The organism is Chloroflexota bacterium (assembly GCA_034717495.1).
Classification (GTDB): Bacteria; Chloroflexota; Anaerolineae; order JAAEKA01; family JAAEKA01; genus JAYELL01.
In genome coordinates, this window is sequence record JAYELL010000002.1 from 101663 (window position 1) to 116750 (window position 15088).

General features: G+C 57.9%; 13 protein-coding genes. 9 read left to right on the top strand and 4 right to left on the bottom strand.

The features are described from left to right. Positions 1-51: 51 nt before the first annotated feature. The 6 genes from U9R25_01665 to U9R25_01690 all read left to right on the top strand — a co-directional run bounded on the left by U9R25_01665 (position 52) and on the right by U9R25_01690 (position 7424). Complete coding sequence (locus U9R25_01665) at positions 52-1089, top strand: GNAT family N-acetyltransferase (GenBank protein ID MEA3334587.1); 1038 nt, start codon at positions 52-54, stop codon at positions 1087-1089. 131 nt (positions 1090-1220) lie between these two features. Beyond that, positions 1221-2390: a glycosyltransferase family 1 protein gene (locus tag U9R25_01670; GenBank protein ID MEA3334588.1), complete on the top strand. Its 1170-nt coding sequence runs from the start codon at positions 1221-1223 to the stop codon at positions 2388-2390. Further along, entirely contained in the window at positions 2387-3814 is a 1428-nt protein-coding gene (locus tag U9R25_01675; GenBank protein MEA3334589.1) for a sugar transferase, read from the top strand. The genes U9R25_01670 and U9R25_01675 overlap by 4 nt, the downstream gene beginning before the upstream one ends. Before the next feature lie 101 nt (positions 3815-3915). Continuing rightward, positions 3916-5118 (top strand): YgeY family selenium metabolism-linked hydrolase, encoded by a 1203-nt coding sequence (locus tag U9R25_01680; protein MEA3334590.1) that lies wholly within the window; start codon positions 3916-3918, stop codon positions 5116-5118. Between the two features lie 74 nt (positions 5119-5192). Then, a complete protein-coding gene (locus tag U9R25_01685; GenBank protein MEA3334591.1) occupies positions 5193-6539 on the top strand; it encodes a hypothetical protein in 1347 nt (448 codons plus the stop codon). A gap of 39 nt (positions 6540-6578) precedes the next feature. Continuing rightward, complete coding sequence (locus tag U9R25_01690) at positions 6579-7424, top strand: methyltransferase domain-containing protein (protein MEA3334592.1); 846 nt, start codon at positions 6579-6581, stop codon at positions 7422-7424. 208 nt (positions 7425-7632) lie between these two features. Here U9R25_01690 and U9R25_01695 read toward each other — a convergent pair whose 3' ends face one another. From U9R25_01695 to U9R25_01705, 3 genes are all read right to left on the bottom strand, one after another. Further along, entirely contained in the window at positions 7633-7992 is a 360-nt protein-coding gene (locus U9R25_01695; protein ID MEA3334593.1) for a TraR/DksA C4-type zinc finger protein, read from the bottom strand. Between the two features lie 261 nt (positions 7993-8253). Next, positions 8254-8769, bottom strand: coding sequence for a CarD family transcriptional regulator (locus U9R25_01700; GenBank protein MEA3334594.1), 516 nt, complete (start codon positions 8767-8769; stop codon positions 8254-8256). Positions 8770-8813: 44 nt separating this feature from the next. Then, complete coding sequence (locus U9R25_01705) at positions 8814-9680, bottom strand: tyrosine-type recombinase/integrase (protein ID MEA3334595.1); 867 nt, start codon at positions 9678-9680, stop codon at positions 8814-8816. A gap of 359 nt (positions 9681-10039) precedes the next feature. On the opposite strand from U9R25_01705, the gene U9R25_01710 reads away from it, so the two are divergent. Next, the gene (locus tag U9R25_01710) at positions 10040-10906 is read left to right on the top strand and encodes an SH3 domain-containing protein (protein ID MEA3334596.1); all 867 of its coding nucleotides are present in this window, start codon (positions 10040-10042) and stop codon (positions 10904-10906) included. A 62-nt stretch (positions 10907-10968) separates the two neighbouring features. Here U9R25_01710 and U9R25_01715 read toward each other — a convergent pair whose 3' ends face one another. Continuing rightward, the gene (locus U9R25_01715; protein MEA3334597.1) at positions 10969-12540 is read right to left on the bottom strand and encodes a hypothetical protein; all 1572 of its coding nucleotides are present in this window, start codon (positions 12538-12540) and stop codon (positions 10969-10971) included. Between the two features lie 203 nt (positions 12541-12743). Here U9R25_01715 and U9R25_01720 point away from each other — a divergent pair, with 203 nt between their 5' ends. Both U9R25_01720 and U9R25_01725 read left to right on the top strand, forming a co-directional pair. Continuing rightward, positions 12744-13646: a fumarylacetoacetate hydrolase family protein gene (locus U9R25_01720; GenBank protein MEA3334598.1), complete on the top strand. Its 903-nt coding sequence runs from the start codon at positions 12744-12746 to the stop codon at positions 13644-13646. 12 nt (positions 13647-13658) lie between these two features. Further along, positions 13659-15017 carry a 3-oxoacid CoA-transferase gene (locus U9R25_01725; protein ID MEA3334599.1) on the top strand — a complete coding sequence of 453 codons (1359 nt, stop codon included), beginning with the start codon at positions 13659-13661 and terminating at the stop codon, positions 15015-15017. Positions 15018-15088 lie beyond the last annotated feature (71 nt).

Sequence of the window (15088 nt, forward strand, 5' to 3'; positions counted from 1 at the left end):
GTATCAAGCCCTGTCACAGACCGATCGTCATCCGTGAGAGGAGAATGCCACTTGGAGCGTCAAATCTACCGCGACGCAGAAAGCTTGACAGAACTGCGGGCTGAGTGGAATACCCTGTTGGCCCAAAGCCAGGTCAATACGCCGTTCCTGACCTGGGAGTGGCAGACCACCTGGTGGAACAACCTGGGAACCGGAGATCTATGGGTCGTTACCTGGCGTGATCAGGGCGAGCTTGTCGCTATTGTTCCCCTCTACCTGACCATCAACGCAGAGGGAGAGCGGCAATTGGACACGATTGGCTGCATAGAAGTCTCCGATTACCTTGACCTGATCATCGCTGCCGGCCGCGAAGAAGAAGTCTTCAGGGCTTTCCTCGACTGGTTGCTGGGGCCCGAGGCGCCCGACTGGGATGTTCTGGCACTCTGCAACCTGGCGCAACATTCCCCCAGTCACCGGTATCTGCCTGAGCATGCTGCTGCCCGGGGTCTACACGCTATTACCCGCCTGGAGGACGTCTGCCCGGTTATCCAGTTGCCTGAAGATTGGGAAACTTATCTCCAGACGCGCCTGGATAAAAAACAGCGTCACGAAATAAGGCGAAAGAAGAGGAAGATTCAAAGAGAGGCTGATGTCAACTGGTACGTCGTTGACGACACCCGGGCCCTGGACGCGGAAATCGATGATTTTGTCCGGCTCCATCGCTTGAGCGCCGAGGCCAAAGAGGGCTTCATGACCGGGGAGATGGAACAGTTCTTTCGCCAGATTGCCCGGGCCATGTACGATTCGGGTTGGCTGAGTCTGGCCTTCATCGAGGTCAATGGCGACAAGGCGGCATCCATGCTCAGCCTATGCTACGAGGACCGCTGTCTGTTATATAACTCCGGCTATGATCCGAACAGGTATCGCGAACTGAGTCCGGGGATCGTATTGACCGGGTTGGTCATCGAGGACGCGATCGACCGAGGCTACTCGGTTTTCGATTTTCTCCAGGGTGATGAGGTCTACAAATACCGATTCGGCGCCACCGATACGGCGGTTTACACAACTGTCATTCGTCGGCCCGAGGAAAAACTGACCGGTTCCGGCTGACCGTTCGTCCTGGCGTAATCCCATGACCTGCATTGGCGGACCCAAATGTCCCGCCTTGGGGGTCCGGAGGCCGCGGCAGAGAGCATTGCGACTGCTTCCAACCTGACTGGCTCCGTGGTATAATTGCGCTCGTGACAGCTCAATGGACTGCGCGAGTCGGTATCAACGGCCAACTGCTCTCGGACGGTGGCACGTATCGTAGCGCGGGTGTGAGTGGTTATATCCGGCAGTTGCTTACTCACCTTCCCTCAGTTGCTCCCGACATCCAATTGACAGCCTTTCTCCCCGGGAACTCGCAGCTATCGGTAAACGGCATGGCTGTAAAAAACAGCGGCCAGTGGAACACACGACGCCCGCTGCAGCGAATTCTGTGGGAACAGCTGGCACTGCCTGCATTGATCGATCGCCACGATCTTGACTTGATACATGGCACAGTCAACATCAATCCGATAATCGCTCGATGTCCCTCAGTGATCAGTGTCCACGACCTGAGCTTCTGGCATTACCCGAAGGCGTTTCCCACATTCCAGCGACACTATTTGCGGACCATGGTGCCCCGTTCGGTCCAAACGGCAACCAGGGTCATCGCCGTTTCTGAAGCGACCCGGCAGGATGTGATCAATGCCTGGCAGGTTTCCCCCGAACGGATTGACGTGGTCTACAACGGCGTCGACGAGGGTTTTGAACCGGCGCCATCCGCTCGAGTCGCGGAATTCCGCCGGCAGAAGGGGTTGCCCGAGCGCTTTATCTTGCACCTGGGAACCCTGGAACCGCGCAAGAACTTGGTGCACCTGGTGGCCGCCTTCGATCGGGTCAAGTCCGTTGTGCCTGATGCGAGCAACCTGAAATTGGTGCTGGCGGGCGGCAAGGGTTGGGGCTACGACTCGATCTTCGAGGAAGTCGCCAAACGAAATCTACAACAGGATGTGCTCTTCCCCGGCTATGTTCCCGATGAGGAACTCGTTTGGTGGTATCGTGCTGCAGCGGTATTTGCTTACCCGTCGATGTTAGAAGGTTTCGGCCTGCCGGTGTTGGAAGCCATGGCCTCGGGAACCCCAACAGTTACGTCGATGCGCTCATCACTGCCCGAAGTCGCGGGTGACGCGGCCATTCTGGTCGATCCGGAATCGCAGGATTCGTTGTCGGACGCCTTGATCGCCATCCTTGAGGATCAAGACCTGGCCGATAGACTTGTGCAACTGGGATTGCAGCAAGCGGCGCGTTTTTCATGGCAGCGCACTGCCATCGAGACCGCCGCTGTTTACCGCAAAGCCCTGGGAATAACCGGAGGCGACTCGTGAGTCATCGCACGATGAAGACGGTGAATCTCATAACCGCCATCGTCGACATCATCCTGATTTTCGTGGCCTTCGGACTCGCCTACGAGATCCGTTATCGGTTTCAATGGTTTCGCGACATCGATCCTGCCTTTTACACAACCTTCCAGCCATACATTCCTCTGGCGATTCTCCTTGCCGGGTTGATCCTCGTGGCCTTCTTGTTGGAAGGTGTCTACCGTCCGAGCCGATCCAGAACCTTTGGCGATGAAATCTATGCAGTTATCAACGGTACCACCACCGGGTTCGTGGTGATGGTATTTATCGTCTTTTTCTGGCGTCCGCTGGTTTACTCCCGCCTCATTTTTGTGTACGCCACGGCCTTGATCATTGTACTGCTGATCCTCGCCCGGGTGATACGAAGGATGCTTCTCGGATACCTGCGCAGCCGGGGAATCGGGGTAGATCGTGTGCTTATCGTTGGGTCCGGCAGCGTCGGTCTGAGCGTCATAAGAAATCTCGTCGCAAGACCGGAACTTGGCTACAAGGTCGTCGGCGTTCTGGACGATGACCCCGAACGCGGCAGCAAGGACATCGGCCGGATTCCTGCCCTGGGAAGTATTGAGAATTTTGCAGAGGTGCTCCAGCAACAACAAGCCGACGAAGTCATCATTGCGATACCCTGGCGTTTCCGAACCAAAATCCTGGATCTGGTCAGTCAGAGTACAAGAGCAGGAGTGCGCCCGCGCGTCGTGCCTGATCTGTTCCAGATGAGCTTGAGCTCGGTCCAGTTACAGGACGTGGCTGGCATCCCGATGATGAGTCCAAGCGAGGCACAACTCGGCAGTGGTGCAAGAGCATCCAAGCGACTTATCGACATGATTGGGTCGGGAATTGGCCTGATCATCTTGTCGCCCATACTGCTGATCATCGGCACGATCATCCGGCTTGATAGCCCCGGCTCGCCAATCTTTCGTCAGCCCCGAATCGGACGCAATGGAAAAGGCTTCGAGGTCTACAAATTTCGCACTATGGTCCAGGACGCCGACCAGAAAAAAGATGCGATCCGGCATCTAAACGAGGCCGACGGCCCCCTCTTTAAGATAAAAGATGATCCCCGGGTCACCCGAGCCGGCAGTTTTCTGCGCCGGAGCAGTCTGGACGAGCTTCCCCAGCTGTGGAACGTCCTGCGAGGGGATATGAGCCTGGTGGGACCGCGACCCGCCCTTCCTGAAGAGGTAGAAGGCTATGCCGATTGGCACCGGACGCGGTTGGCGACAGCTCCCGGGATCACTGGACTCTGGCAGATCAGCGGCCGAAGCGACATTCCATTTGACGAGATGGTATTGCTGGATATCTACTATATTGAGAATTGGTCGCCTTTGCTCGATCTGAGCATCATGTTCCGGACCATTCCAAAGGTGCTGGCCGGGAGCGGCGCTTATTGACGCCCACAAAATCGCCTGATAGATCACTCTGACCATCTCTATTTCAAAGCCGCAGAAGGCACAGCCCCAACTACACAGGCCGGCAAGCGTGGATAGGACCCATGACACCACTGACCCCTCAAGATGAAAAAGCCTGCATCGAATTCCTGCAAGAACTGATTCGCATTCCCAGTTTTTCCGGTCAGGAGGCCGCAGTGGCTGCCCGCGTCGCCGATGAGATGCGGCGCGTCGGTTTTCCGTCGGTTCAGCGAGACCGAGCAGGCAATATCATTGGACGGATTGGCAGCGGTGAGCGACGGCTCCTCTTCAACGGCCACATGGATATCGTCGGCACAGGCAACCGCGCCGCCTGGACCCACGATCCTTTCGAGGCTCATGTGGAAAATGCAGTGCTCTTTGGGCGCGGCGCTGTGGATATGAAATCTGGCCTGGCGGCGATGATCTATGGCGTCAAATCTCTGCTTGCCCGCCAGCCCTCTCTTGAAGGCGAAATCATTGTTGCGGCGGTCGTACAGGAAGAGCCCTGCGAAGGAATGGCCATGCAGATCCTCATGGAGCAGGAAGGACTCTGGCCCAGCCACGTGGTGTTGGGGGAACCCACCAATTTACAGGTGGCCCTGGGTCAACGAGGTCGCGTCGAACTGCGAGTTGAGACCCAGGGCCGCGCCTGCCATTCATCCTCCCCGCACCTGGGCGAAAACGCCCTGAATGCTGCCGCCAAGGTCATCTTCGGCATCGATCTTCTTGGCACTCGGCTCGCGGGCGATCCCGATCTGGGCCGGGGATCGATGGCAGTGACCGGTATCACCTGTTCCGCCAACAGCAGGAACGCGGTGCCTGATCATTGTGAACTGGTCATCGATCGCCGGCTTACCCTGGGTGAGACGCAGGAACGGGCAGTGGCCGAAGTACGACAGATCATGGAGCGCGAGGGGGTGAAAGGACAGGTCAGGGTTGCCGAGTACGAGACCCGAACCTACACCGGACACGTAAGCCGCGGCAGAGAGTACTATCCGCCCTGGTTGATGCCCCGGGATGCGCCGCTGGTTAAGCAGGTTATCAAAAGTGTGGCTCGGGTTACTGGCAAGAATCCGCACTCAATTATCTGGCCCTTCTCCTCCGACGGAACCTATACGCGAGGGGTTGCCGGCGTTCCGACGGTCGGCTTCGGTCCGGGAGACCCAACCCTGGCCCACACAGTTGACGAGCATGTGCGGCTTGAGGATGTACTGCTCGCGGCTCGAGGCTACGCTGCCATAGCCCAGGAAATCGTCGGGGAAAAACTGGCTGTGGGCCGGTTTTGATCCCACCAGACACGCGGGTGAGGTGGTGCATTCTGATTGATCCCGCAATCGTTTGCTGATGAGGTGTCGGGGTTTTGACAGGAAAACAACGTGACCTATGGGTACTGCTGGCAGTGGCCCTGGCCTTGCGGCTGGTACTCATGCCACTTCCCGATCCCTATGATGCAGACCTGACAACTTTTTGGGCACCCTGGATGCAGCAAGGGGCCGAACAGGGCCTGGCCTATCTCTACAGCCATGGGGATCCTCCGGTTAACTATCCTCCACTTTATCTTTCATGGCTGGCACTGGCGGGACTCCTCTACAAGAGCATTGCTCCGGCGATGCCAGCTTCGCCTCTGCAAAGTTTTTTGATTAAGCTGCCGGCGGTGCTGGCAGATCTTGGCATCGTGTTTTTATTATACCGGGGCGCGAGATGGGTCAGCGGATCGAACAGGCTGGGTTTCGCCCGGGCATGGCTGCCGGTAAACAGTTTTCCCACCTTTGCCTTTCTGGTGGCGGCCCTTTGGGCACTCAATCCGGCGGTAATTTATGTAAGCGCCTTCTGGGGCCAGGTAGACTCGATCCACACCTTCTTTTTGTTGGCTGCACTTATGGCAGCCCTGACCAGGCGTTGGGGAATGTCCGGTGTCCTGATAGTATTGGGACTGCTGACTAAGCTGCAGGCCGTGGTGCTGTTGCCATTGCTCCTTTACCTCGCGTGGCGAGCAGGCTACAGATCATTGGGCCGCTTTGCCGCTGGCAGCCTTGGGACCCTCGCTACCACCCTGATTCTCTTTGCGGGATCAAATACGCTGCTACCGATGATGCAGGTGTATGGGGGTTCGGTCGGCTATTTTGACAAATTGACCGTCAATGCCTATAACACATGGTGGCTGGTCGATGTTCTTGGCAAGCGGCTGTTTGGAGAACACTTTTTGGACAGTTACCAGGTAATTGGCCCGCTGTCCCTGAGGTGGATCGGCCTGCTCCTGATGGCTGGCTACGCAGTGCTGGTCCTCTGGCGGCTTGATCGAACTGGCTGGTGGCTGAAAAATCGAGAGGAAATGGATCACGAGTTGCATGTTTTTTTCGCCGCCGGCATGCTCGTGTTCGGCTTTTTCATGTTGCCCACCGAGATCCACGAACGCTACATCTTGCCAGCCCTGGCCTTTCTGGCTATGATCGCCTGGTGCCAGCGCGGTCTGCTGATTGCCTACCTGCTGCTATCGTTCACGGTATTGATAAACCTGCTCGAAGTATTACCCTTCGCGCCCTGGCTCTATCGGAGCTTTGCATCGGTGGAAGGGGAACGGGTCTTGCTTGCCGTGATCAACGTGGTGTTGTTCCTGTGGTTGAACTGGCGCTATCTTGGCACGACACCTTTGGCCAGGCCAGGGCCCACCCCGATGGCTGGCGCTGAAACTGCTGGCCAGGCGTAGCAACACCGAAACCATCCTGGAAACGAGAAGCGAAAATCGATGGATTGGAAACACTATCTTAGCGACTACAACGAAGGACTCGGCCTGGTCTACGAGCGCTTCATTCTCAACGACTTTCTGCTGGCCCTTCAGAGAACCCACGGCGTTGAACAGGTTCTTGAGGCCCCTCTCTACGGCATGGCCGGCGTCAGCGGAATCAACAGTGTCGCATTGGCTCAGGTTGGTTGCCAGGTAACCCTTGCCGACGATAACGCTGAACGCCTGGCAGGAATCCAATGCATTTGGGACGAGCTGGCGTTGCCGGTGAACCTGGTCCAGGTGCGGCAGTGGGATCGTCTGCCTTTTCCAGACGATTGCTTCGATCTGGCCTGGGAATGGGCAGGTCTTTGGTACCTGCCCGACGGCCGAGGCCTGTTAAGGGAACTGGCTCGGGTAAGCCGAAAGCTGATTTTTGTTGCCATGCCCAACCGCTGGCAGGTGGGCTATTTTCTGCGGAAATACCTGCTGGAACCGGAGTTCTTCGAAATCATTGGACAGCGAGAAGGTTGGACCAACATGGCAGCAATCAGGAGATACCTGGAAGCCCTGGAGCTTGAAATCATCGACCAGGGTGTGCTTGACGTACCACCCTGGCCCGATACCGTCATGCCGGCAGGAGAGGTCCTGGAGAAGCTGGGCATTCGATCAAGTCGCCTGCAAGGGCAATTCAGCGGCGATGACTGGCAATGGTCCACTATGGCCTACTACCTGGGGACTCAGCCCGATTTGCGGGAAGAGGTCCTGCGCTACGCCTGGCTGGACGAAGCCCCGCTGCCCTGGCAACTCAAGGCAGTCTGGGCGCATCACCGCTATCTGCTTGCGTTGAAACTGGATGCGCCATCCTGAGAACCGGTCGTGCTGGCTGCTTCTCACACTTGCTTCCCGGGTTTGTTCCGGGGCTTCTCGAGAGTCAAGAACCAACAACTGTCCCCTCTCCTGGCGCAGGCCGTCCACGAATAGGGGAAAAGTGGGAAAGAAGGCTTTTTGGGCGTGATATGCGCCGATCAGGCACATAGGTCCAGCTTGCCAACGGAAACCGAGAATTGGGCCTGGCTCATAGCACTGCCGTTCGGCTCGTTGCCGGTCCGTTTGCCTGCGCAGCATGGCTGCGAGCGCACTTTGCACACAGGGTCGTGGCCGGCACGATTTCCAACCGTTCGGGATCAATGCGCTCGCCACACATATCGCATCGGCCATAATCCCCCGCGGCAACTCGGGCCAACGCCTGTTGCAACTCTTCGATCTGCTGTTCGATCCGCCCGCTCCGTGCCAGAGCCATTTCCCAGGAATAGACGCCGGTGCTGCCAGTGCCCAAGCCCAACTCGGGGCGATCCTGGAGTCGCTTGTTTAACGTCTCCAATTCCTCCTGAGACCGCGCCAGCTTCTCTTTCAGTTTCTGTTCTTCAGCTGTCATCTTTTTTTTCATTTCGCAGTTACCAATCTTCCGTTTCTTCACCCATTTTATTCTCTAACTGATGTTACGCAGTTGGAGTGATACCTTGCCGGCCGCCGTTCTCTGACCACCGACCGCAGACCGCGGCTGATTCTTGCCGACACACAACTGCCGTCCGTCGTCTGCGGTCTTCTGAAGGCCGTGTCGCGGTCTGCCGTCCTCCAAGCACATTGTTACCTGTGCAACTCCAGTTCTCCAAAAGAAGCCAGGCTTGTGGGATGACTATGCGACCATCAGATCGGGATTCTCCTTCATGAAAGTGGAGAGCTCCGACATGATCAGTTGGTCTGCCTCCTCGGTATTGCTGCCGGTCACTATGGCCATCTCCTCGGCCAGCATGTTTCGCCCGCAGTTCAGCAGGTCGTTATCGGCCTTGGTCAAATGATCCACTTCCTTGTGCCAGGCCAGATCACGTACAGCCTCGGCAAGGGGGATCGCCTTGGCCATTTCCAGTTTCTTGCGGACAGTAGCCTGCCGGGCTTTGGAATTCTCCGGCAACTCGTCGGGAGCGCTCCCAAGGATGTCCAGAACCCGATTGAGTTTGCTTCTCGACATGACCGGACGGACGCCCAATTCAACGGCATTGGCGATCGGAACCCGCACCGAAAGGCGTTGTTCCTTCATTTCGATGACGTAGTAGCGTTCATAGCCTTCGATCAAATCGAAACTTCTCACGCCGGTGATTTGTCCGGTCCCCAATCTCGGGTGAACGACGTGGTCACCGATTGCAAAATCCATTGTGTTCTCCTATCCAGGCGTTGACTGAGCTCTTCTTGCCGATGTCAGGCCATCGTTCTGGCCGTAATGTACTTCACAGCAGTCTCCGGGCGACGGATACCCAGACGTTGTACCAACAGGTCAAAATCACCGGTCCTCTTCCAGAGTTCTCTCGCGTAGAAATCGCGCAACGATTTTGCTGTAAGATCCAGCCTGGCGGCTTTTCCCAGATTGGCTACGCTCTGTTGCACGGAGCGAATCGATAGCGGGCCCCCGTCTCGACCGAAAAGGAGGTAGGGACAGCCAGGCTCCGACGGACGTCTTTGATCGAGAAAGTCCTGCAAAGCGGCTTGCGTCGCCCTGCTTAGCGGGATAGTGCGCGCCGCTGTTCTGCCCTGTTGACGAATGGTCAACAGGGCTCTCTGCTGGCCAAGTTGCAGGTCATCCATCTGAAGAAGGGTGATCTCACGGGCCCGTAACCCTGCACGCAACAGCAAATGGAGGACAACCAAGTCTCGCGCCGCGTTCCGGGAGTTGGGCGCCTCGGCGATCTCCATGAGATGCTGGACTTGCTCCTGTGTCAACACTCGGATCGTCGATGGGCTCGACAGGGCCAGCAATGGCACCTTCTGCGCAGGGTTGTCCTGTTGCAGACCCATTGCCTGCAAAAAACGTCCGAACTTGCGCAGGCTCTGCATCACGCGGTTTATGCTGGCAGGTGGACGAGCCACCGCTTCTTGCAGGTACAGCTTATAGGCTGCCACATCAAGCGAGGAGAAAGTGTCCGGTGTCGAGCTGCATTCTGCTTGCTGCAACCAGTTCACAAAACTGCGCACATCAAGCCGGTAGCTGGCAACTGTATTTTGAGCCAGTCCGCTCTCTTTGAGGTATAGCTCGAATCGGTTCAGTGCTTGGGCCCAGGAAAGCGTCATCTTGTCAGTGGTTCAGAACTCTGCACATAATCTTTGTTATGCGTGCGCATTTTACCATGGAAGATCGCTTTCGTCAAACAGAATGTGGGATTCATCCCGGCAACCAGGCAAGATCCGCACGATCTCTGGATCAAATCATGTGGGATCAGTTTTCTTTCTTGATGCCAGGGCTGCGGCGATCATTTCGATTACCCCGTCAAGTAACGTATAATAGCCAGACGATCGATGCTCACGTCGAAATACTGCGGGTAGCAGGTATTGCAGGTACCGGTCCACTTGTTTCCTTGTCTACTTGTTTCCCTATTCCTCGTCTACCTGTACCTGCCACGTAGCTACCGAGAGCTTACGGAGAGATTCCCATGAAGAGCCGCCTTTTCCTTCCCTTTCTTTTGATCCCTGTCCTTATCCTTGTGACCTCCCTGGCCTGCGACATTCCTGGCAGCGGCACTATCGACGAGATCAACCTGCCTGATGTTTCTCCCGACCAATTGAAGGAGCTCATCGACACAGGCCGGCAGCTTCTACCACTGGCCCGGCAGGTTGCCACGTTGACCGCCTCCCAGGAGAACCTGGGCGCCCTGTTGGAATCGCCAGAGATGGGAAATGTGCGCTGGACCGGTTCGGTACGAGCCCAATTGACGGTCGTGCGCCTGGTCTGTAACCAGATTCATCTTGTCGATCCCCCCGAGGGGGTGGCAGGCATTTACCAGGCCCTCGTAGACGTATGCGGTGACTGCCAGAAGACGGTAGACATTGTCCTCGACGGCATTGACAACCTGGATGTCAACGCCATCAGCCAGGCCACCGTAACAGGCCAGAGCTGTCTCGACGGCCTCAAATCCAATCAGGCAGCGATCGATGAGCTGAAGGAAAAGATCAACCTCGATTTGGATGATCTCCCCCTGGACAAGCTGAATCTTGAGGAGTTGAATCTTCCGGGCCTGTCGGAGATTGACCTGCCCGATCTCGGCCTGGAACAGTTGGGGGAAACATCACCCAAACCACCGACGGTCAATGCCGGATCCAATCTCAGGGCTGGCCCTGGCGCCGATTTCGATCGGGCAGGTGGCCTGACCGAGGGAACAGTGGTCGCTGTGATTGGCAGGAATCAGGCTGGCGATTGGCTGGCTCTGGAAGTAGATGGATTGGGCACGGTTTGGATCGCCGCTTTTCTCATCGAGAATCCCCCCGATCTGGACAACCTGCCCGTGATAGTGTCGGAATGAGGACCGGCTGCCGGTAAACCCAATTCAATGGAAAACCATCTCAACCGGCCGGAGAGGCGACGCTAGCGCAGCGTGACAAAGACCGGGATGGTGTCCTGCCCCGGCTCCGGCGCAGCCAGGGCAATGCCAATCGACGGTGCATCTTCCGCCAGCCGTACACCTTCAACCCATACCTTCTTCAGAGCACGAGCGTTGCCCGCCACATCCGATGCCGTCAATCGCCGCCCCGGTTGGATATCCGCGCCGGCTTCCACCTTGACCTGAGCCACGCCCAGCACGGTGAGCGCCACGTAGTCGCCCGGTTGGGCTGGGCCCTCGGCGCTGCGCAGTTCCAGAACGAGGTCCTGGTCTTTTTCATCCTCGTGCCGGGGCTTGGGGGTGAGCGCCATGCGCCCCTCCACCACGCCCACGATACCACCGAAGGAACCGGAATCGGCTGGACGAACCAGGGCCAGTGGTACGGAGCTGTCCGGTAGCGGTTCAGTCACTCCTACCGCTGCCACCACCTGGCCGGCAGTGAGGGCCTGGTCGCCCGTGACCTGGGCGATTATGGTGAGGGAACTGAGGGTAACGTTGCTGCCCGAGATCTTGTCGGGGGTGATGAGACCCCACTCACCGTCCGCATCGGTGGTGTGGGCATAAACACCGTTGCTATCAGCTTCGTGTACATACACGCCGTCGCCGCCTGCCGAGTCTACGTACAGGCCGGCGTCACCCACCGTGCCCACCCTAACACCGTGATTGTTCGCTGAGTCCACTTGCACGCCGCTCTGCTGTGCTGAATCCACTTGCACGCCGTTGCCGCCCACCGTCGAGCTCACACGCACACCATGGTCGCCCGCCGATTCCACGTGCACGCCATCGACATGCGCAGAGTCCACATGCACACCGTTGCCGCCCACCGTCGTGCCCACCCAAACACCGTGATTGCCCGCCGATTCCACGTGCACGCCATCGACATGCGCAGAGTCCACATGCACACCGTTGCCGCCCACCGTCGAGCCCACACGCACACCGTGGTTGCCCGCCGATTCCACCACCACACCGATCTCTGTCGCCGAGCCCACGTACACGCCGTCGCCGCCTGCCGAGTCCACGTACAGACCGGCGTCACCCACCGTGCCCACCCAAACACCGTGATTGTTCGCCGAGTCCACTTGCACGCCGCTCTGGTGCGCCGAATCCACTTGCACGCCGTTGCCGCCCACTGAGTTCACGTGCAGGCCGTTGTTGTCCGCATGATTCACATACACGCCGTCACCGGCCACCCAGTCCACTTCCAATCCGGTTCCAACACTATTACTGAGCCAGAGGGGAGCTGCATAGTCAGGATAGCTAAACGCCCCGCTGATGACCAGAGGGTTGTCGATGCCCACCCAGGTCTGCCCCAGGTGGTTGTGGTCGTTGTCGCTGGTGAAGGTGCCGGTCTCACTCCAGTGACCGGCGGTAAGCTGAATGTCGTGGACGTCGATATCGCCATCATGGTCGACATCGCAGGCAGGGTCGTAGATGCCAGTCGATGTGCTGCAGCCGCCATTGTTCAGGGTCGCCGGTTCCGGTGCGCCTGCCGCCACAGCCAGGGTGGTCAACAGGGCCAGGGCAATCATGAGGGAAATGAGCCGAAACGCTTTCATGGTGTGCCTCCCGTGCGCAATATGTGGTTTTGAGGGTCAATGCACCTATTATACCACAGATCACAGCCAGGAGTCGGTCAATTTCGCCTGATTGCACAGGGATAAGGGTGTCGGGGAGGCCTGCAGATTGACGGGTACGCTGCGGCTCGGGTACAATGCACTTGCACAATCTTCCGCAACCATCGGGCGACTCCGGAGTGGATATGCACCTCATCACCTTCCAACACGAAAATCGACCCCAGCTGGGCATCCTGCAAGACGATCATATTCTTCCGGTTGAAACAGGCCTCAAACGCCTGCTGCCTAACAACCAGGACTCGCTGCCTTCATCCATGATCGGCCTGCTTGAGATGGGGGAGGAAGGGCTTGGGCTGCTGAAAGAACTACAGCGCACCTTTGAGAAAATACCCGACGACGGACGCGCCGACCTGGTTCTTGCCCTGGGCCAGGTGACCCTTCGACCACCGGTCCTGGATCCCGAGAAGGTAATCTGCCTCGGGCTGAACTACCTGGCCCACGCTGCCGAAAAGAACCATACACCACCCGAATATCCCATGTTGTTTCACAAGACCGCTGGCTCATTGCTGGGTGCTGGTGGTGATATTGTTATTCCCCCGATCACGGAACAGGTAGACTACGAGGGCGAATTGGCGATCATCATTGGCCGGACCTGCAAAGCCGTCTCACAGGAATCGGCAATCCATTACGTAGCAGGATACACCGTGGCCAACGATGTCAGCGCCAGAGACCTGCAATATCGAACGAAACAATTCACTTCCGGCAAGATGCTGGACACCTTCTGCCCGCTGGGGCCAGCCCTTGTGACACGCGATGAAATCCCCAATCCCAATGGCCTGTCGATTCGCACCACACTTAACGGCCAGATCATGCAGGATGACAATACCGGCCAGATGATCTTCGATGTGCCCTTAATCGTCAGCTACATCTCGCAGATTGCCACCCTGCGACCTGGAGATGTGATTCTGACCGGCACGCCGCAAGGCGTCGGCTTTGCCCGCGACCCCCAGGTTTTCCTGCAGGCGGGCGACGAGATCACTGTCGAGATCGAGGGGCTGGGCAGGCTGACAAACAGGGTCGTCAAATAGAAAGGTATTCTTATGAAAACGGTACCCCAACTCTCCGTCGAACAAGCCGCTGCCATGATCCCCGATGGCGCGGTCATCATGGCCGGCGGTTTCGGCATGACCGGCAACCCGGTTCATTTGTTCCATGCCCTGGCAGAAAAAAACGTCGCTAACCTGACTCTGATCTCAAACAATGTTGGAGAGCCTGGATTGGGTGGCGGGCGACTGTTGCGAAACGGTCAACTGAAGAAGGCCATCGGATCGTTCTTCACCTCCAACCGTGAAGCTGTCGAGGCGGCCCAGCGCAAGGAGCTGGAGGTAGTACTGATTCCCCAGGGTTCCCTGGCGGAAGCAATCAGGGCGGGAGGTGCCGGTATAGGCGGGTTCTACACGCCTGCCGCAGCTGGCACGCCGCTCGCCGCTGGGCAGGAAACAAAGACCATCGATGGCCAGGAATTCCTCTTCGTACCGGCGCTGAGAGCGGATGTCGCGCTGCTACGCGCCTTCCGGGCCGACACGGCGGGAAATCTGGTCTATCGCCGCACCGAAAGAAACTTCAATCCATTGATGGCAACAGCAGCAGATCTGGTCATCGCCGAGGTCGAGGAGATCGTGCCGGTTGGCGCCATTCCACCCGACGCCGTTCACACACCAGGAAGCTACGTCGACTTCATCGTCCACGCCCACACTTCGCTGGAAGACCTGGGCAGTTCCGCCTCTATCGCTGCCAGCGGTAAAAAAGTCAGTGAAAAACGGATGAACATCGCCAGGCGCGCGCTGGAAGAATTGAATCGGGGAGATGTGGTGAACCTGGGTGTTGGAATCCCCACCCTGGTGGCTGATCTGATCACCCCGGAGGATGGCATTATCCTGCACACCGAAAACGGCATGCTTGGGGTGGGACCGGCGCCGCAGACCGGGGGCGCCCTCGACTATCCTGTTAACGCGGGCAAACAACCGGTAACAGCACTGCCAGGCAGCAGTTATTTTGACAGTGCCGCATCCTTCGCCATGATCCGCGGTGGCCACGTCGATGCCGCGATTATGGGCGGACTGCAAGTGGATGAGCAGGGCAATCTGGCCAACTGGGCGGTGCCCGGAAAACCCTTGCTGGGCGTGGGCGGCGCCATGGACCTGGCCACCGGGGCCAGGCGCCTTCTCATCACTATGACACACACCGACCGACAGGGAAACTCCAAGCTCGTGTCCAAGGCCACTTTACCGCTAACCGCACGCAACGCGGTAGATGTGCTTATCACCGATCTGGCCGTCTTTCGTTTCGTCGACGGCGAGCTGGTATTGACGGAGTTGATGCCAGGCGCCACCCTGGACGACGTTCGGGCAAACACGTCGGCCACCTTCGTGGAGGCGGTATCGGGGTTGCCGGAGTAGGCGGCGGCTTTGCGACACGGCGAGGGGGGATGCGGAGACACGGCGAGGGGGGATGCGGAGACACGGAGAGG